The sequence below is a fragment of the Chitinimonas sp. BJB300 genome (assembly GCF_002735695.1).
In the GTDB taxonomy this organism is placed as follows: Bacteria; Pseudomonadota; Gammaproteobacteria; order Burkholderiales; family Chitinimonadaceae; genus Chitinimonas.
In genome coordinates, this window is record NZ_PDZH01000086.1 from 1 (window position 1) to 19,317 (window position 19,317).

Here is a 19,317-nt window from a genome sequence, read left to right on the forward strand (position 1 = left end):
ACCTACCATCGCCGACAAGCCCGTTGCTGTCGCCGCACCAAACGTGCTCAGCAAATAGTCGGTGTACAAATCGAGTTCTTTGTTCTTCATGGCGACAGGTTATCGTATGCACTGCGTAACATCAGTTCGTAACATAACGGGCTGGTCTATCAGCCCTTTGGCGAGCGGTATGTCACGCGGGCAGGTTATCGCATTCAGGGCTTGGCACAGCCACATCAAATTGAGATCACCCTTCTGAAGCGCCAACTAAGACCCCTGATGGCGGGGTTCTCTACTGAATGGGTGCTTGATCAACGGTGGCTCTGCGTAAAGTCCGCAAACCAGCTGGAGGGCAAGAGGTCAACAAAGTTTGTACATTGGTCTCTCTAACTAATTACATACCCCTTGAGGGGTGTGAATTTATAGCGGCCATCCCGCGCGACTCGACCGTTAATGGCTACCGCCACCTCGATGGCTGTGCCATCATCCGCCCGCTTCAACCTTATATGTAACCAGCCCCACACCATGACCGATACGCTTGACCTGCCGCTAACCGATGATGAAGACCCACAAGCCCCCAAGGTAGTCGATGGCGGTAATACGCTGCCACCGCCCCCCAGCATGACCGACTTTGCGGGTAATGATGCGGTGCCACTGGGCCGGTATGCCGAGCGAGCTTACCTCGAATACGCTGTTTCAGTGGTCAAGGGACGGGCACTGCCCGATGTTTGTGACGGCCAGAAGCCGGTTCAGCGGCGCATTCTCTACGCCATGCATGAGATGGGCTTGGGTGCATCAGCCAAGCCTGTGAAGTCGGCACGTGTGGTGGGTGAGGTGCTGGGTAAATTCCACCCGCACGGGGATGTTTCGGCATACGAGGCCATGGTGCGCCTGGCCCAGAGCTTTTCTATGCGTTATCCGCTGGTGGATGGTCAGGGCAACTTTGGTAGCCGTGATGGCGATGGCGCAGCAGCCATGCGGTACACCGAAGCGCGGTTGACCAAAATTGCCGAGCTGTTGCTGAGCGAAATCAACATGGGCACCGCCGATTTTGTGCCTAACTACGATGGCGCATTTGAAGAGCCCAAACTGCTGCCAGCGCGTCTACCCATGTTGCTGCTTAATGGCGCTTCAGGTATTGCGGTGGGCATGGCAACCGAAATCCCACCACATAACCTCACCGAGGTGGCTGAAGCAGCTGTCGCGCTGATCAAGAACCCGCTTTTGGAAGTGGCTGATCTGCTCGACATTATTCAGGGGCCGGATTTTCCTGGTGGTGGCCAGATTATTTCCAGCCGCGAGCAGATTTTGGCGGCCTATGAAGGCGGTCGTGGCAGCCTCGCGGTGCGAGCGCGTTGGAAAATTGAAGAACTGGCGCGCGGTCAGTGGCAATTGGTTATTAACGAGCTGCCCCCCAATACCTCCAGCCAAAAGGTGCTGGAAGAGATTGAAGACCTCACCAACCCCAAGATCAAGAAGGGAAAGAAGGCGCTGACGCAAGAGCAAATCCAGCTCAAGCAACTGCTTTTAAGCCAGCTTGATACGGTGCGTGATGAGTCGGGCAAGGATGTGGCGATACGGTTGGTGTTCGAACCCAAGAGCCGTACCCAGAATCCCGATGAGTTCGCCAATATGCTGCTGACGCATACGAGTCTGGAAGGCAATGCGTCTATCAATCTGGTTGCGATTGGCATCGATGGGCGTCCACAGCAAAAGTCGCTCAAGCAGCTGTTGGCTGAATGGGTGCAATATCGCTTTGGCACGGTTCGACGCCGCATTGGCTACCGCCTGGGGCAGGTGGATGATCGAATCCATATCTTGGAAGGCCGGTTATTGGTCTACCTGAATATCGACGAAGTGATTCGTATCATCCGCGAAAGTGACGAACCCAAGCCTGCCTTGGTACAGGCGTTTACTTTGAGTGATCGGCAGGCTGAGGACATTCTGGAAATCCGCCTGCGCCAATTGGCGCGGTTGGAAGGTATCAAGATCGAGCAGGAGCTAGCCAAGCTGCGCGAAGAAAAAGCCGGCTTGGAATACTTGCTTAACGATGAAAGCGCTATGCAGCGCCTGATCGTCAAAGAGATCAAGGAAGATACCAAGACCTTTGGCGATGCGCGCCGCACCTTGATTGAAGCCAAGAACCGCGCCACGGTCGTTGCAACGGTGGTGGATGAGCCTTTGACTGTGATTTTGAGCGAGAAGGGTTGGATTCGCAGTCGGAATGGTCATGGACTGGATACCCAGAATCTCACGTTCAAGGAAGGCGATAGCCTGATGGCGGCGCTTGAATGCCGCTCGGTTGACACTATGGCGTTATTTGGATCGGATGGCCGAGTCTACAACCTTATGGCAGGTAACCTCCCCGGTGGGCGTGGTGACGGTGTGCCTGTGGCTTCGTTGATTGACCTTGCTGCCAAGACACGTATTGTGCAATTGCTGACCGCCAGACCTGAACAGGCATTATTGATTGCCGGGGCCCATGGCTATGCTTTCCATTGTGAATTCAAAGACCTGCTGACTCGCCAAAAAGCTGGTAAAGCCTTCCTTTCTCTGGATGAAAACGAAGCCATCTTGAAGATTTCGCCGTTTACACCAGCCGAAGGCAATCTGGTCTGCTGTCTCTCCACCTCCGCCCGCCTGCATGCCTTCCCACTCGCCGAGCTGAAGCCATTGTCGGGTGGAGGCCGAGGCATGATCGCCATGGCGTTGGATGAGGGCGATACCCTTGCTGCCATCACAATAAGCGATGGATCGGCACTGACGTTGAATGGTGTAGGCCGAGGCGGCAAACCGATGGCCCTCACTTTCGACGCCAATGACCTCGCCCCTTATGTTGGTAAGCGCGCCAAGAAGGGTAAACCGTTGGTGAGTGGATTGAAGTTGGCGGGGTTTTGAGCCCCGGCTGGTACCATTGTGCGTACTTTGATAGATATGCCCAGCAAGCTTCGCGATTTTGCAGATTTCTGAGACAATTCAAGCCTTTGCAACACGGCATGGGTGTGGCTTGCCCATGCCGTTGCTATTTAGAGCTGCTGATGTCTCAAAGTCTTCGTATCACCGAAATCTTCTTCTCCCTGCAAGGTGAAACCAGTCGGTTGGGTTTGCCCACGGTTTTTGTACGCCTGACGGGCTGCCCGTTGCGTTGTGGTTATTGCGATAGCGCTTATGCCTTTCATGGCGGCGAGCGCATGAGCCTGACGGCCATTGTGAAAGAAGTCGCCAAACACGGTACGCCCTATGTTTGCGTTACGGGTGGCGAGCCACTCGCCCAGGCAGGTTGCCACGATTTGCTGACCCGGCTTTGCGATGCGGGCTATTCGGTTAGCCTTGAAACCAGCGGCCACTTGCCTATCGAGACGGTGGACCCGCGGGTGTCGAGGATTGTCGATATCAAGACGCCGGGCTCGGGTGAAGTGGAAAAGAACTTGTGGGCCAATTTGAACCATCTGAATGCCCGTGATGAATTGAAATTCGTGTTGGTGCACCGGCATGACTATGAATGGGCGCGTGATCTGCTGCTCGACAACCACCTACAAACGCTATGTCCAGTGATATTCAGCCCGGTGTGGGAGTCATTGCCGCCACGCGATTTGGCCGAGTGGGTGATTGCTGACAAACTGCCAGTTCGTGTACAGGTCCAGCTCCACAAGATTTTGTGGGGCGATAAACCTGGAGTTTAGAGCCTGTTAAGAAGTCGTACTGATATACGGCAGACTTTAAATAAATCCCTAGGTTAAGTGCGGGAAGATGAATACCAGTGCTGATGAAATCATCAAACTTGAGAGCAGGCTTTTAGCGCCGGGTGTCAGGCTCTCTGCTGCCGAGTTGGATACGCTGATCGCAGATGATTTTCTGGAGCATGGTAGTTCTGGGCGTGCATTTGGCAAAGGCCATGTGCTGGCTCGGTTGCCCGGTGAACAGGGTACAACGTTTATTCCCAGCGTTTTTTGTGTCCGCTTTCTTGCCTCGGATGTTGCATTGGTTACCTATCGGTTGGAAATGCGCATTGCAAACGAGCTTGATGCGGTTTTCTCCTTGCGTAGTTCGGTATGGCGTTGCAACGAGGTAGGCTGGCAAATGATATTCCATCAAGGAACACGCACCAGCTCCTTTGCTGCTGACGACTGACGCAAATCAATATTGAGTAGAAGCGATGAAAAAAGCTGTAATCCTGCTTTCCGGCGGGCTTGATTCCACCACTGTATTGGCTATGGCACGTGCGGAAGGTTACGAGTGCTATTGCCTTAGCTTTGATTATGGCCAGCGCCACAATGCGGAATTGGCGGCGGCACGCCGCATTGCGCGTGCGTTGGGCGCCAAAGAGCACCGGGTTGCGACCATCGACCTTGCTGCATTTGGTGGGTCGGCACTGACGGATGCCAATATCGAAGTACCGGTAGATGGAATAAAAGCCGGGGAGATTCCGGTTACCTATGTGCCGGCACGCAATACCATCATGTTGTCCTTTGCCCTGGGGTGGGCCGAGGTGCTGCAAGCGAACGATATTTTCATCGGCGTGAATGCGGTGGACTACTCGGGCTACCCCGATTGCCGTCCTGACTTTATCGCGGCATTCGAAACGATGGCTAATTTGGCGACGCGTATTGGGGTGGAAGGCAATCAGCTAAATGTTCGTACCCCGCTAATTAGCTTGAGCAAAGCCGAGATCGTGCAGGCGGGCATGCGCCTTGGTGTGGACTATGGGCTCACGGTATCGTGCTACAAGGCCAACTTGGAAGGCCAAGCCTGCGGTGTATGCGATGCCTGCCGTTTGCGTAAAGAAGGCTTTGCGGCAGCAAAAGTGGCGGACCCTACGCGTTATATTTAGCCATTTTCGCCAATTGTGACGGGCTCTCATCCTTTACGCGGTTGCCAGCGCCACCAGATTCTTAGTCCAAGCAAAACGGTAAGCACCCCTGCGTAGATCAGTGGTTGGGTCAGGTCTTTTTTGACCAGCCATATATAGTGCAACACAGACAGCGGGGCGATGAGGTACACTAGTTTGTGCAGCTTGCCCCAGTTGCGCTTGAGCCGCCGCAGCATGGCGTCGGTCGAGGTTATTGCCAGCGGTATCAAGAGAATAAACGCGGCGAACCCGACGGTGATGAATGGCCGCTTCACGATGTCCTTCAGTACGGCGGCGACATCGAATGCTTGGTCGAGCCAGATATAGGTGGTGAAGTGCAAGGCTACATAGAAAAATGCAAATAGGCCCAGCATACGGCGGAACTTGATCAGTTCGTTAAGCCCGGTCAGCTTGCGTAGCGGGGTGATGCTTAGGCTCAGCAGCAGCATCACCAGCGTCCACGTACCGGTAGAGCGCGTGATGAACTCGATTGGATTCACTTGCATGCCGCTGATGACGATATAGGCCGCTCGCGCCAGCGGTAGCAGGCAGGCGATAAAGACAGCGGCTTTGATGTAGGTGAGGGTGCGTGGTTTCATGGCACATTGGTCGTGTGTAGGTCGCCGTTCTGACGGCATAATCGACGACTGGTTCTCTTTTCGTTCGCTACAGGTTCCCCATGCAAAGCTGTATTGCTACCGCACAATGCGTTGTCGTCAAAGTTGGCTCTTCGCTTGTTACCAATGATGGCCGAGGTCTTGACCATAGTGCACTTGGTCGCTGGGCGGCTGAAATTGCCAGCCTGGTAGGCCAAGGCAAGCGGGTAGTGTTGGTCAGCTCGGGTGCAATTGCCGAAGGCGTAGCCCGGCTTGGTTTGCCGAAGCGCCCAGTGGCATTGCATGAATTGCAGGCAGCCGCTGCAGTAGGGCAAATGGGCTTGGTGGAAGCCTACGAACGATGCTTTCGCGTGCACAACATCAAGACAGCGCAGATTCTGCTTACCCATGAAGATTTGGCCGACCGCACGCGCTATCTAAACGCCCGCTCGACGTTGCTGACGTTGCTGCGCTTGGGGGTAGTGCCCATCATCAATGAGAACGACACCGTTTCTACGGATGAAATCAAGGTGGGTGACAACGATACCTTAGGCGCGCTGGTAACTAACCTGATTGATGCTGATGCGCTGATTATTCTGACCGACCAGCGCGGCCTTTATAGCGCCGACCCACGCAAGTATCCCGATGCGCAGTTCATTCAAGCGCTTCAGGCGGGCTTGCCGGAACTGGAAACCATGGCGGGTGGAGCGGGCTCCAGCATGGGTACGGGTGGGATGTACACCAAGATCATCGCGGCCAAGCGGGCTGCACGCAGTGGTGCCAGTACGGTGATTGCCTCGGGCCGAGAAGCGGATGTATTGACGAGGCTGGCTGCCGGAGAAATGATTGGGACGCAGCTTACGGCGGGTACGAGCCGGATTGCAGCGCGCAAACAGTGGTTGGCAGACCATTTGCAGGTACGTGGTTCCCTGACATTGGACGCTGGCGCAATGGTAGCGCTGCGTGAAAAGCGCACGAGTTTGCTACCGATAGGCGTAATCGCGGTGGAAGGCGAATTCCTACGGGGTGAGATGGTGCGTTGTATCGGCCCTGATGGCATCGAGATAGCACGCGGTTTGGTGAATTACCATGCTGCGGATGCGCGCCGTATTGTGCGTTTGCCTTCCAATCAAATCGAGGCGGTACTGGGTTTTGTAGATGAGCCAGAATTAATCCATAGAGATAATCTCGTGCTGCTTTAAACAGTAAAAAGCCAAGTTGTTGAACTTGGCTTTTTCACCTCCGATGTAATCAGTACACTTCAAATTACTGAACTGGTATCAGGCTGTCACACCTTTCTGCAACATGCTCCACAGCTGATCCTTAATGGCCAAACGCTGCTTCTTCAATACTTCCAGTGCCAAATCGCCCAGGTGCTCATCGCCGTTCTCAGCCCTTGTAACGGCCTTGTCGATACTTTCAAATTCGCCCGCCAAGCGGCAGAAATGGGCATCAGCTAGTTTTAGGTTGTGGATGGCTTCACGGTGCTCAGGAAATTCGCTGGTGAGGGGATGATGATCGATATGCATGAATGGACTCCAGTGAAAGTGATGCTAGTCTACCCGGGCAGTCGCTATAAGGATTTGATGCGGATCAACCGAGGCTGAAATAGTTTTGGCGTGTTTGATGAGTGACCAGTATATCGCAGCCTGGACGAACCTTGTGTTAGATGGTGTATCTGATGGTTATGTCAGAATTGTTTTGCTAAACAGCCCAATCAGCATGATGGAGCCATTGCTTGTCGATGACAACGGCAATTGGTTTGGAATAAAAAACGTCGCAATGGCACGACGGAAATATCCATAGAGTATGGATCATGCTTGTTGCAGTGCCGCATACGGACTAGCCTAATGAGGTAGCTGCCAATATTTGGAGAGCCCTATGATGAGTTTCCCCGCCACCATGCGCGTCCGCTTCCTGGAAGAGCAGGAGGTTCGCTATGCAAACCTCCGGCATCAGCTAAGGCAGGTTCTGGACCCTTGGGGCTTGCTTAATATTCATGCCAAAGCGATTACTTCGTGGCTGGGCAGCCCCCTGGAAGCTGCGTCGGCCATGACACGCTACAGCTACGATTGCTTTACGTTGCATACACAGGCAGCAGGCCGGTTCATGGGTGCCCCTGATGTTGATGTATTTCCACCAAATACCGAAGACCAACGTTTTGCCGATGATGTTTGGCGTGACGAGCCCGTTTGGGACTATCTCAAAGAGGGCTATCTGATGCAGACTCGCTGGATACAAGACATGCTTTATCAAAGCCCGGGTCTGACGGAAGAAGAGCGGCGCAAGAGCGCATTCTGGTTGCGTCAGACGTTGAATGCCTTCGCGCCGACCAACTTTCTCGCCACAAACCCGATTGCGCAGCGGCGAGCTTGGGAAACCAAGGGTGATAGCTTGGTGAAAGGCCTGGAGAGTTTGGCACGTGATATGGCGGGCGGCGATATCAGCATGACGGATCGCAGTCCGTTCAAGGTGGGTGAAAACCTGGCCCTGACTCCCGGTGCAGTGGTTTATCGAGGGCGCTTGCTGGAGGTTATCCACTATGCCCCCACGACCGATACTGTTCATGCTGTGCCCTTGGTATTGATGACCCCATGGATAAACAAGTATTACATCCTCGATATGGCACCCGGTAAGTCGTTGGTTGAATATCTGGTGGGTCAGGGCTTCAACGTTTTCATCACCAGTTGGAAGAATCCAGATGAAAACATGTCTGAGATTACTTTCGACGACTACATCGTCGATGGTGCCGCCAAAATCATTGAGGTAGCACAGAGTGTGGCCAAGAGTGACAAGGTGCATGCGCTCGGATATTGCATCGGTGGCACTTTGTTGGCGCTGTACATGGCATGGGCTAACCGCAAGGACCCTGACTCGGTACCCGTTGCCCACTGGACATTGCTTACTACCCTGACGGATTTTTCCAACCCGGGTGATATCGAAGTCTTTATCGATGAAGATGGCCTGGACGTAATCGACGGCATCATGGACAAACAGGGCTTTCTTGATGGCAAGGAGATGTCGGCCAGCTTTCGCATGTTGCGGCCTAATAGTTTGATCTGGAACTACGTGGTCAGTAACTATCTGCTGGGTGAAACCCCGCGTGCGATGGATGTGCTGTACTGGAATACCGATACGACCCGCATGCCGGCAGCCATGCATCGTTTCTATTTGCGGGAATTTTATCTGTATAACCGGCTGATCGAGCCCGACAGCTTGGTTATGGCGGGCCGGCCTATCGATCTGAGCCAGATCCAACAGCCGCTTTTCATGGTTGCCGCAGAGGAAGACCATATCGCTCCTTGGCGGAGCACGTTTACGCTGCTTAAGCGTTTGCCAGCCAAATCGACGTTTACGCTTTCCACGTCCGGGCACATCATTGGTATCGTTAATCCACCCGTGCCGTCCTCGAAGCGCAGTTATTGGCAAGGCGACGTTTCACGTGGCACCAAGCCAGAGGCATGGTTGGGTGATCAGGTGAAGCAGCCAGGGTCGTGGTGGCCCAGCTGGGTGGAATGGCTTAGGCCGCAGTGTGGTGCGCAGATCAAACCGCCAGCGATGGGTAATCGTCAGTACAAGAAACTCTGCGCCGCACCAGGCACTTATGTCCTTGAGTAGTGGGTTTGAGTGGTGTAAGTTGCTGTAATTGGCTGTTCTATAAGGTAAACTCCGCCTGTGCGCCGACATTCGTGTCGGCGCCTTGTATTTAACTGGTCCGTTCTTTACGAGGACGACTACTGGAGAAACCTATGCCCGAAGTCAAACACGGCCCAATTGTCGTGGCCGCCTTATACAAATTTGTCACGCTTAACGATTATGTAACGCTGCGAGAACCACTTACGCAGTGTATGGTCGCCAATGGAGTGAAAGGCACGCTCTTATTGGCTCAGGAAGGTATCAACGGCACCGTATCTGCCACGCGTGAGGGTATCGATGGCTTATTGAGTTGGCTCAAGCAAGATGCACGATTTCTCGACATCGATCATAAGGAAAGCTATTGCGACCTACAGCCTTTCTATCGCACCAAGGTCAAACTGAAGAAAGAAATTGTGACCATGGGTGTGCCCGATGTAGACCCAAATAAAAAGGTGGGCACCTATGTAGAGCCGCAGGACTGGAATGCGCTGATAGCCGACCCGGAAGTGTTATTGATAGATACCCGCAATGACTATGAAGTGGCAATTGGTACATTCAAGGGGGCCATCGACCCAAAGACCGACAGTTTCCGAGAGTTTCCTGAATATGTGCAGCAGCATTTCGACCCAAAGAAGCATAGGAAGGTCGCTATGTTTTGTACCGGTGGTATCCGCTGTGAGAAGGCCTCCAGCTACATGCTAGGTGTTGGCTTCAAGGAGGTTTATCACCTGAAGGGCGGTATTCTAAAGTATCTGGAAACCGTGCCGCAGGATGAAAGCCAGTGGGAGGGCGATTGCTTTGTATTCGATAACCGTGTGACCGTTCGCCATGATTTAAGCGAAGGCGATTACGATCTTTGCCATGCGTGTCGTGAGCCGGTATCGGTGGTTGACCGTCAGTCCCCGCACTACACCCCAGGCATAAGTTGCCCCCATTGCTGGGACAAGCTAAGCGACAAGACACGCGCCAGCGCAAAGGAACGCCAGAAGCAGATTGAACTGGCGTTGGCTCGTAATGAGCCGCACCCCATGGGTTACGATGCCCGCGCGGCAGCTTTAGCCAAACAGTCTGAAGATTGATGTCACTTCATGTCTCTCTTCTTTTGAGAGAGCGGAGATACGTGAGGGTGATGCTAGTTTTTCCCTTTACTCTGTTACGCAAATGCTTAGAACAGGCGCTTAATGCTTATCCACTCGCATACCATCGATCTCCCCACCTCTACGGGTGTGATGCGCACCTACGTACATCGCCCGGCCGATGAAGGGCGGTATCCCGCTATCCTGTTCTATTCGGAAATCTTTCAGCAGACAGGGCCTATCGAACGTTCAGCCAAAATCATGGCCGGGCACGGATATGTGGTGCTGGTGCCCGAAGTTTTTCATGAGTTTAATCCACTGGGGGCGGTGCTGGCCTACGACAATGCAGGCCGCGATAAGGGCAATGCGGATAAAGCCGCTAAGCGAGTCGAAAGCTACGACAGCGATAACGCCGCCATGATCGCCTGGCTGCAAGCCCAATCATTCTGTACGGGCCAAATAGGTGCAATGGGCTTTTGTCTTGGCGGCCATTTGGCTTTCCGTGCGGCGCTACAGAGCGAGGTAATGGCTACTGCGTGTTTCTACGCAACTGACCTGCACACTCAGGTTATTCCCAACTTACCTGGGCAGCACAGTATGGAAAGGCTGGCGGATATCAGCGGCGAACTGATGATGATCTGGGGGAAGCAGGATCCGCACATTCCAAGTGAAGGACGCGCTCAGGTCTATAGTGCACTCGCCCAGGCCGGCCTCAAATTTACTTGGCACGAGTTCAACGGCCAGCATGCCTTTATGCGCGATGAGGGAGAGCGATACGACCCCGAACTGGCTATGCAAGGCTATCAATTGGCCTTGGGGCTATTCCGCCGTGCATTTTGTTAAAACCGCAGTATCTTCTGTGAGTGGGAGATACTGCGTTAAAGATGTCCTTAGAACCTGTCTAAAGTCTCACGAGCTAAGGCAAGATAAGGCGAAAACAGCCGAGGAAGCAGAGTTTACACAGAGTAAATGAGCATTTCGAGGGTGATTTCAACGCCATATTGCCGACGCGCAGCAGACTTTAGACAGGTTCTTAGCGCGTTTATTTACTAGGTGTAAATGCCGCGTCCTCCGTTGTCCTAGCTTTGCCTCATTTTGGCTTGTGAGGCATTGAACCGATTCTTGACCCCCACTTATTACCCAAACCATTCCAACTCAGTATCTACTGGCCGCATGGCGGCCAAAGCGAATCGCCATGCATAAAAAGTCCAGCACACCCCGTCAGCCCGCTACCGAGAAAACCAGTCTACATCCACGTAATGCACACCGCAGCCGCTATGACTTTACTGCGTTGATTGCCACCAGCCCTGAATTGGCAAGCTTTGTAGCCAAAAATGCATATGGTGATGAGTCGATCGACTTCGCTGCCCCAGCTGCTGTGAAGGCACTGAACCGCGCTTTGCTCCAGCAGTTCTATGGGGTACAGGAATGGGACATTCCACCAGATTACCTTTGCCCACCGATTCCCGGCCGGGCTGATTATCTGCATTACCTGGCGGATTTGCTGGCGGACAGTGCGGGCGGATCGATACAACGTGGTGCAGAAATCCGGGTGCTTGATATCGGCGTGGGTGCCAACGCAATTTACCCCCTTATTGGCCATGCGGCTTATGGGTGGCAATTTGTTGGGACGGAGATCGATCCAATCGCATTGACCAATGCCGCGCGTATTCTTGCGGCTAACCCTGCATTTGAACAAGCAATTGAACTACGTCAGCAACATCAGTCTCAGCGGTTTTTTGAGGGGATCATACAGGCTGGGGAATGGTTTGATTTGTGCCTTTGTAATCCACCGTTTCATGCTTCTTTGGCAGAAGCGACGGTAGGCTCGAAACGCAAATGGCAGAATCTGGGCAAGGCCAATGCGGGAAGTAAGCAGCAACCGGTACTCAATTTCGGAGGACATGGTGGCGAGCTATGGTGCGATGGTGGCGAAGAAGCGTTTATCGGCCGTATGATCGAAGAAAGTGCAGCTTTTCCTACGGCGTGCTTTTGGTTTACCAGCTTAGTATCGAAGGCAACCAGTCTGCCGGGTATTTATCGAGCATTAGAGACTGTAGGTGTACAAGCCAGTCATACGATTGAGATGGCGCAGGGGCAAAAGCAAAGCCGAATTGTAGCGTGGACCTTCTACGACGGGCGTCAGCAGAATGCTTGGCGAAAGATGCGGCTTGGGAAGTAACGCTAAGAACCTGTTTAAAGTCTCGCGAGCTAAGGCAAGATAAGGCGGAAACAGCCGATGAAGTGGCGTTTACAAGTGGTAAATGCGCATTCCAAGAACGTTTTCAACGCCATATTGCCGACGTGCAGCAGACTTTAGACAAGCTCTTAGCGTGATGCTGCAAAGCTTCATCAGCAGCAAAATCCTTCCTTTCAGTTCGGCCAGCGCTCGTAACGGCGGTCAATCGCGACGGCAGCACCATCGTTACTCATGCCATTGAGAATGACATTCAGTTTATCGACCACCTCGTTGCGGACACCAAGATTGCAGGCAAGATAAAGTTCGACGCGGTTGAAAGTCAGCGCCGGCACAATTTGTCCAGACCACCCATTCGCACTGATCTGCGAATTAGCTTCAAAGGGGCTGGTGGCCCAAAGGTCAATGCGTCTGGCCAAGAGTTTGCGCGGATTGACCGCGTCATTCACAGCGGTATCAACATTAAAACCCTTGGCGCGGAGGAATACGTCGCGCGCGTCGGCGTTGTAGGTGCCGATCCTGAGCGAACGCGCATCCTCCAGGGTATTCAGCTGGATGTTTCCATCAACCAATCTATAAAGCATCCAGGTATTTAGAGCCAGCGGGCCTACCCACTTGAACTTCGGCTCTCGCTCGGCAGTACGTGTCGTGGAAAATACACACACATTGGGCTTGTCCAAGGCCATTTGATAAGCCCGCGCCCAAGGCAGCATCTCCAGGGTATATGGTAGCTTCGCTCGGCTCATTACTTCGACCATCTTGTCGACAGCGATGCCCACAATCTTGCCATTGACCATCATGTTGAACGGAGGAGACTCCTCCGTCGTCAAGAGAAGTTCATCAACCGTCTCTTTTGCCTGGACGGCCACCGCAGCGGAAAGCATGCACAAGATAGCTTGGGAGCGCAGCATCGTTACCCCTTTCTCTATTGGATTGCACTGCGGCGGATGCGGGGCACGCATGGTGGCCTGCAGTGTACTCACGTAAGGTATAGACCCTTCGTTGTTGCACCGCATCCTGGACACCTGTTCATGTTTTATCGTAAGAAACCAGCAACAAGGTGAAGCGCAGATCTATGCATTACACATGGGCGGTGCACAACGTTGCACGCTGCTGGATGTGAAGAACGGTGGTTACACGGCATCCTTCTTGCTGGCACACTCAAGCAGTACTTGAACAGCCTGTTTGCCTTTTCATTGCGTCACATGATAATTCTGCACCCACAAGCATGGAGTACTCGCATGCAGCTCAACAGCCAAAGTTTCACTCACGGTGCCGTCATTCCGGGCGAATACGCTTTTGCGGTTGTCGATCCCGCTAGTCATATTCGTTTATCCAGTAATCGCAATCCACATTTGACATGGACGAATGCCCCTGCCGGTACCCAATCCTTTGTCCTGATCTGCCACGACCCGGACGTACCAAGCCGTGGTGATGACGTAAACCAACCCGATCGCGAGATCCCTGCAACGCTTGCCCGGGTGGATTTCTTCCACTGGGTGCTGATCAACCTGTCGCCGGAACAGCAGACCATCGTTGCCGGTAGCCACAGCGAGGGTATCACTGCACATGGCAAGGCCGGCCCCATGGTGGCGGGAGATGCCCGCGGGCAGCTTCGCCATGGCATCAACGACTACACTGGCTGGTTTGCAGGTGACCCTGCCATGTCTGGGGACTACCATGGCTATGATGGCCCTTGCCCTCCGTGGAACGACAGCATCGTCCACCATTATGTATTTACGCTGTACGCGCTGGATGTGGCCACACTGGCTATCGATGGGCAGATCACCGGTCCCAAGGTCCGCGCTGCCATGGCCAGCCATGTACTGGCAGAAGCCAGCCTGACCGGCACCTACACCCTCAACCCCCGCTTGAATAAATAGACACCTATTACGGCAGTCATGGGTGGTCGTCACTGGGGCGAAGCACGATGTGCATGCGCTTCCTGCTAGGAAGTACAAATCAGTACAAGGTCCCAGTCGCGGCTACACAGAACCATTGCAAATAGGCGTTCAGACAGCGTTTGAAAAAAGAACGGTCTGCACAATGACCTCTACCTGCTATATCATTCCCGCCAGCAGCCTGTTATTGACGACCACTTTGCTAGCGGCCCCTCTGGGACCCACTCAATGCCTTGAGGTTACCGGTGATGCCGAACGACTGGCGTGTTACGACGCCGCGATGAGCCGCGTCCAGCCGGAACCCGAAACGGCAACCGTGCCGCTAGCCAGCAAAACCGCGTCAGAACAGGGTGAACCGACACCAGGACCATCCCGTCGGGCTGCCGGACATTCGATGCTCGACACTGCCTGGGAGCTGGAACCCAGTAGTAAGCTGGGTACGTTCATCATGCGTTCTTTCCGGCCCACTTATATCTTGCCGGTTTTCTATACCCCAACCCCCAACTCTTCCCCGATCAACAACAGTTCCACGCCCTCCATTGGCACATCCGACCGGTTGCAACGCACGGAAGCCAAGTTCCAGATCAGTTTGAAAACCAAGCTGGTGCAAAACCTGTTCAAGGATAACGGCGATATCTGGCTCGGCTACACCCAGACTTCACGCTGGCAAGTTTATAACCGGGAACTATCACGGCCTTTCCATGAAACCAACTACGAACCTGAAGCTGCTTTGGTACTACGGACCAACTACGATTTGCTAGGCTGGCATGGACGGCTGTTGTCGCTGTCCCTTAACCATCAGTCCAACGGGCGTTCACAACCGCTTTCCCGTAGCTGGAATCGCGTCATCGCTGGGGTGGGTTTGGAAAAAGGGGGCTGGAGCGTGGTATTCCGGCCCTGGTGGCGAATTCCCGAATCAACCAATGACGACAACCCCGGTATCGAGAACTATATCGGCCGTGGCAGCGTTACCGTCATGCGCCAAGAGGGCGACCATGCCCTGACGTTAACGGCGCGCCACTCATTCCGTTTCGGCAATGCATCGCGTGGGTCGGTGCAAGCTGAATGGGGCTTTCCTATTAAGGGGAATCTCAAGGGTTATGTGCAGCTTTTCAGCGGATATGGTGAAAGCCTGATCGACTACAACTACCGCAATAACTACATAGGGCTGGGCTTTTCTCTAATTGATGGATACTGAAGCCAACCCCAATGCCTCATGACCGTCGGAATAAGATAGCCGCCCTATGTCATAGGTCGGTTATTCAGCCAGACGATTCAAAATAGGGCAGTCGGGTCGGTTATCACCACAACATGCTTGAGCAAGGTCCGCCAAGGTATCGCGCATTTCCATCAATGCGGTAATACGTGTATCCAATTCAGCCAAATGCTGATTGGCCAGGGCTTTTACCTCGGCGCTAACGCGCTGCTTGTCCTCCCACAGCGATAATAATTGGCGGATTTGCTCCAGCGAGAAACCCAAATCGCGGGCACGGCGAATAAACCGCAGAACATGTACATCGCGCTCGCCATAAATACGGTAACCCGACTCGCTGCGGACCCCGTTGGCAATCAGGCCGATGCTTTCATAGTGACGCACCATCTTGGCACTGACACCGCTGGCTTGAGCCAATTTGCCTATGTTCATCGTGTGTTCTCCTTCTTGCCGAAGCCCTGTGCTACCGGGCAACAACGCAAACAACCTAAACATGCTTTTCCTGCCCGGGCCGCCAGCGGCGCAGCAATAGCGCATTACCCACGACACTCACACTGGAAAACGCCATAGCAGCACCCGCGACCATTGGGTTAAGCAGGCCCAACGCTGCCAGGGGAATACCCACAAGATTGTAGATAAAGGCCCAAAAGAGGTTCTGGCGGATTTTGGCGTAGGTATGACGCGAAATCGATATCGCGTCCGCCACCAGCCCAACATCACCCCGCATCAAGGTAATACTGGCTGTATGCATGGCGACATCAGCGCCATTACCCATAGCGATACCGACATCCGCAGCGGCCAAAGCCGGCGCATCGTTGATGCCATCGCCCACCATTGCCACTCTCTGGCCATTCGCCTTCAACGCAGCCACTTTGGCAGCTTTATCGGCAGGCAATAGGTTGGCTTGCGCATGGGCTATCCCCAACACCCTCGCCACAGCCATTGCAGCCCCGGCATTATCACCGCTAAGCATGAGGGTTTCGATACCTAAGCGTTTAAGACGGTTAACCCCGTCCAAAGCGCTGGGCTTGAGTTGATCGCCAAACGCCAACATGGCCAATGCCTGGGGCTGCCCCCGCTGAATCAGCCAGGATACGCTGCGCCCCATTTGCTCAGCTTGTTCAGCCGCAGCAGCCAACTCACCGGCGTGGCTACCCTGCGTTACCAATAGGTGCTGGTTGCCCAGCAGATACGTTTCGCCATTCAGCTCACCCTCTACGCCCAGCCCCGGCAATGCACGCTGGGCCAGGGCACTTGACGGTGGTAAGCCCAACGCGATTGATCTGTCCACTACCGCTTGGGCCATGGGATGTTGGCTACCACGCTGCAATGCCGCAGCAATGCGGATGATCTCAACTTCCGCCAACCCGGCACTGACCAACCCCTGTAACTGGGGCTTACCGACGGTGAGCGTGCCGGTTTTGTCAAACACCACGGTATTCAGTTGATGCGCCAACTCCAGCGATTCCGCGTCTTTGATCAAGATGCCATAACGTGCAGCCACACCCGTACCCACCATGATGGCGGTAGGGGTGGCGAGGCCCAAGGCACACGGGCAGGCAATCACCAATACGGCGATGGCATTGATGATGGCAACCTCCACATTGCCACCCCAAAACCACCATCCCACCAAGGTCAGCAGCGCAATAGCCAGCACCACCGGGACGAAGATAGCGCTGACCTTGTCCACAAGCCGCTGGATGGGCGCTTTGACTGCCTGGGCATCTTCAACCAGTCGAATGATGTGCGCCAGCATAGTCTCGGCGCCAATAGCGCGGGTTCGAACCAACAGCAGGCCATCGCCATTGATTGCGCCGGTTGCCACACGGTTGCCCGGTAGACAAGGTTGCGGCAAGCTCTCACCCGTCAACAAAGCGGCATCAATCTGGCTTTGGCCTTCGATGATTTCGCCATCAACCGCTATGCGTTCACCCGGCCGCACTACCACGATGTCATCTACTTGCAGCTGCTCGATGGCGATATCGCGATCCACCCCAGCCTTTCTGACCCGCACCGTAGCCGGACGCAAAGCCTGCAATGCCTGAATAGCGGAGGTGGTCTGCCGTTTCGCGCGCGCCTCTAGCCACTTGCCCAGCAGCACAAGGCTGATTACCACTGCTGATGCTTCGAAATACAGATGTGGCTCGCCATGCTGGTTGTAACGGAGCAACTGATAAATACTAAGTCCATACGCAGCGCTGGTACCAAGCGCAACCAACAAATCCATATTACCGCTACCTGCCTTCAATGCCCCCCAACCCGCTCGGTAGAAACGCGCACCCAACCAGAATTGCACCGTCGTAGCCAACACTAGCTGCCATAAGCCTGGCAACATCCAGTGCTGCCCGAATAGTTCTCCCAACATGGGTAAAGCGAGGGGTAACGACAAAAGTATGGCTAACATAACTGGCCACCAATCTGGTAGCAGTGGCTTAGCTGACGCTGTGTGAGACGCAACCTGCTGTGGCAAGCTGGCGATGTAACCGGCCTTTTCCACTACCGCAATCAGTTGTGTGGGGGTAATCGCTTTTAGTGTACGGACATGGGCGCGTTCGGTTACCAGATTCACGTTGGCGTCGATTACGCCCTCCTCCCGACGTAGGGCTTTTTCCACCCGTCCTACGCAACTGGCACAACTCATACCGCCAACAGCCAGTTCCACGTGGTGCGTCGCCATCTGGAATCCCGCATTGATGATGGCTTGCTCAATGGTGGCCAAATCCAGCTGTTCGGAGGCTTCCACCATCGCCGATTCGTTGGCCAGATTTACTGAGACGGCACTGATGCTTGGTAACCGGCCCAGAACTTTTTCCAGCCGGCTTACGCAGCTGGCGCAGCGCAACCCTTCAATACCGATACGCAGTCGTATCGGCGGAACAGATTGGTTAGCAACAGACATGGTGAAATCCCGAAAAGGCGTAATACCTTAAGCTTGAGCCTTACCATTGTGGCAAGGTCAAGCAGTATTAGAGTAAGAGAAACGCGGGTAGAAGCGGGAGATAGCTGACTGTATCCCTCAATGTCACTAGGGAATACTTCGGCTCATCGGCTCATGACCTATCGCTAGCATGGGTGCCGGTACCTCGGTTGGGAGGTTCGCTAAGGTAGTAGCGATAAAACGCAGAAAAGCAGTCGTAACGCATGGGCCTCTCCTGGGCAAAACGCTAAACTGCGCAACTTCACGGGCGCAGCGGCATCTTACGTAGCCACTACGGCACTGTCACAATTTGCCGGCCCACCAGCGCAATCATCAGCAGAAAGACTTCATGACCGACCCCATCCAGGAAAGCCCATTCAAGGGCAAAACCGGCCTGCGTCGCCTAATCAATGCCACCGGCTATTCCATTGATGGTCTGGCCGCCGCGTGGCGTCACGAATCCGCGTTTCGGCAAGTCTGTCTGCTGGCGTTGATAGGCATTGGCATCACAGTATTCCTCCCCATGCCGGCTTGGGGCCGTGGCCTCATCGTATTCGCCCACCTGCTTAGCGTCATTGTCGAGCTATTCAACTCAGCTATCGAGGCTGCTGTGGACCACACTTCGCTCGAACACCACCCGCTAGCCAAACGAGCCAAAGACCTTGGCAGCGCAGCACAATTCATCAGCTTGCTGAATATGTCTGCAATATGGATCTGTACCCTGATGGAACTCATCTAATCAAACAATCAAAAACAATTTAGACACTTGCTTCTATCGCGAAGTAACAAAAAAACCTAAAACTTGTGTCTACACTGATAACGGCGATTATTAACTGATGTTACGCAGTAGCTGCGAGAAGCAGCTGTAACTGATCATAAGCCGCGCGGGAGGCGTTGATCAGTAACTTGCGGCAAAGTGCGAATGGGTTCTTCTGCGTCTTGATGCTCAGGCA

At 54.0% G+C, this 19,317-nt stretch carries 17 protein-coding genes; 12 read left to right on the plus strand and 5 right to left on the minus strand.

Annotation, left to right across the window (positions count from 1 at the left end):
- Positions 1-600 precede the first annotated feature (600 nt).
- The 4 genes from parC (at position 601) to queC (ending at position 4,810) form a co-directional block, all read left to right on the plus strand.
- Complete coding sequence (gene parC, locus CSQ89_RS14620; RefSeq protein WP_199065573.1) at positions 601-2,877, plus strand: DNA topoisomerase IV subunit A; 2,277 nt, start codon at positions 601-603, stop codon at positions 2,875-2,877.
- A 140-nt stretch (positions 2,878-3,017) separates the two neighbouring features.
- Positions 3,018-3,662 (plus strand): 7-carboxy-7-deazaguanine synthase QueE, encoded by a 645-nt coding sequence (gene queE / locus CSQ89_RS14625; protein WP_099406887.1) that lies wholly within the window; start codon positions 3,018-3,020, stop codon positions 3,660-3,662.
- A gap of 67 nt (positions 3,663-3,729) precedes the next feature.
- Positions 3,730-4,110, plus strand: a complete 381-nt coding sequence (locus CSQ89_RS14630) for a nuclear transport factor 2 family protein (protein ID WP_099406871.1) — start codon at positions 3,730-3,732, stop codon at positions 4,108-4,110.
- A 25-nt stretch (positions 4,111-4,135) separates the two neighbouring features.
- Positions 4,136-4,810 carry a 7-cyano-7-deazaguanine synthase QueC gene (queC, locus tag CSQ89_RS14635; protein WP_099406872.1) on the plus strand — a complete coding sequence of 225 codons (675 nt, stop codon included), beginning with the start codon at positions 4,136-4,138 and terminating at the stop codon, positions 4,808-4,810.
- 26 nt (positions 4,811-4,836) lie between these two features.
- Here queC and CSQ89_RS14640 read toward each other — a convergent pair whose 3' ends face one another.
- Entirely contained in the window at positions 4,837-5,427 is a 591-nt protein-coding gene (locus tag CSQ89_RS14640) for a sulfite oxidase heme-binding subunit YedZ (protein WP_186293319.1), read from the minus strand.
- Between the two features lie 80 nt (positions 5,428-5,507).
- On the opposite strand from CSQ89_RS14640, the gene proB reads away from it, so the two are divergent.
- Positions 5,508-6,626 (plus strand): glutamate 5-kinase, encoded by a 1,119-nt coding sequence (gene proB / locus CSQ89_RS14645; RefSeq protein ID WP_099406874.1) that lies wholly within the window; start codon positions 5,508-5,510, stop codon positions 6,624-6,626.
- A 78-nt stretch (positions 6,627-6,704) separates the two neighbouring features.
- On the opposite strand, the gene CSQ89_RS14650 is transcribed toward proB, so the two are convergent.
- Entirely contained in the window at positions 6,705-6,953 is a 249-nt protein-coding gene (locus tag CSQ89_RS14650; RefSeq protein WP_099406875.1) for a YdcH family protein, read from the minus strand.
- A gap of 352 nt (positions 6,954-7,305) precedes the next feature.
- Here CSQ89_RS14650 and CSQ89_RS14660 point away from each other — a divergent pair, with 352 nt between their 5' ends.
- The 4 genes from CSQ89_RS14660 to rlmF all read left to right on the plus strand — a co-directional run bounded on the left by CSQ89_RS14660 (position 7,306) and on the right by rlmF (position 12,318).
- The gene (locus CSQ89_RS14660) at positions 7,306-9,042 is read left to right on the plus strand and encodes a PHA/PHB synthase family protein (protein WP_199065567.1); all 1,737 of its coding nucleotides are present in this window, start codon (positions 7,306-7,308) and stop codon (positions 9,040-9,042) included.
- Between the two features lie 131 nt (positions 9,043-9,173).
- Complete coding sequence (gene trhO, locus CSQ89_RS14665; protein ID WP_099406877.1) at positions 9,174-10,139, plus strand: oxygen-dependent tRNA uridine(34) hydroxylase TrhO; 966 nt, start codon at positions 9,174-9,176, stop codon at positions 10,137-10,139.
- A gap of 102 nt (positions 10,140-10,241) precedes the next feature.
- Positions 10,242-10,979 carry a dienelactone hydrolase family protein gene (locus CSQ89_RS14670; protein WP_099406878.1) on the plus strand — a complete coding sequence of 246 codons (738 nt, stop codon included), beginning with the start codon at positions 10,242-10,244 and terminating at the stop codon, positions 10,977-10,979.
- Between the two features lie 352 nt (positions 10,980-11,331).
- Positions 11,332-12,318, plus strand: a complete 987-nt coding sequence (rlmF, locus tag CSQ89_RS14675) for a 23S rRNA (adenine(1618)-N(6))-methyltransferase RlmF (protein WP_099406879.1) — start codon at positions 11,332-11,334, stop codon at positions 12,316-12,318.
- Positions 12,319-12,509: 191 nt separating this feature from the next.
- Here rlmF and CSQ89_RS14680 read toward each other — a convergent pair whose 3' ends face one another.
- A complete protein-coding gene (locus CSQ89_RS14680; RefSeq protein WP_199065570.1) occupies positions 12,510-13,295 on the minus strand; it encodes a substrate-binding periplasmic protein in 786 nt (261 codons plus the stop codon).
- 279 nt (positions 13,296-13,574) lie between these two features.
- On the opposite strand from CSQ89_RS14680, the gene CSQ89_RS14685 reads away from it, so the two are divergent.
- On the plus strand, positions 13,575-14,216 hold the full coding sequence (locus CSQ89_RS14685; protein ID WP_099406881.1) for a YbhB/YbcL family Raf kinase inhibitor-like protein: 642 nt from the start codon (positions 13,575-13,577) through the stop codon (positions 14,214-14,216).
- Between the two features lie 163 nt (positions 14,217-14,379).
- The gene (locus tag CSQ89_RS14690; protein WP_099406882.1) at positions 14,380-15,432 is read left to right on the plus strand and encodes a phospholipase A; all 1,053 of its coding nucleotides are present in this window, start codon (positions 14,380-14,382) and stop codon (positions 15,430-15,432) included.
- A 60-nt stretch (positions 15,433-15,492) separates the two neighbouring features.
- On the opposite strand, the gene cueR is transcribed toward CSQ89_RS14690, so the two are convergent.
- Together cueR and CSQ89_RS14700 are read right to left on the minus strand one after the other, a co-directional pair.
- Positions 15,493-15,879: a Cu(I)-responsive transcriptional regulator gene (gene cueR / locus CSQ89_RS14695; RefSeq protein ID WP_099406883.1), complete on the minus strand. Its 387-nt coding sequence runs from the start codon at positions 15,877-15,879 to the stop codon at positions 15,493-15,495.
- A gap of 55 nt (positions 15,880-15,934) precedes the next feature.
- Positions 15,935-18,346 carry a heavy metal translocating P-type ATPase gene (locus CSQ89_RS14700; RefSeq protein ID WP_099406884.1) on the minus strand — a complete coding sequence of 804 codons (2,412 nt, stop codon included), beginning with the start codon at positions 18,344-18,346 and terminating at the stop codon, positions 15,935-15,937.
- Positions 18,347-18,713: 367 nt separating this feature from the next.
- Here CSQ89_RS14700 and CSQ89_RS14705 point away from each other — a divergent pair, with 367 nt between their 5' ends.
- Positions 18,714-19,103, plus strand: coding sequence for a diacylglycerol kinase (locus CSQ89_RS14705; protein WP_099406885.1), 390 nt, complete (start codon positions 18,714-18,716; stop codon positions 19,101-19,103).
- The last annotated feature ends 214 nt before the right edge of the window (positions 19,104-19,317 follow it).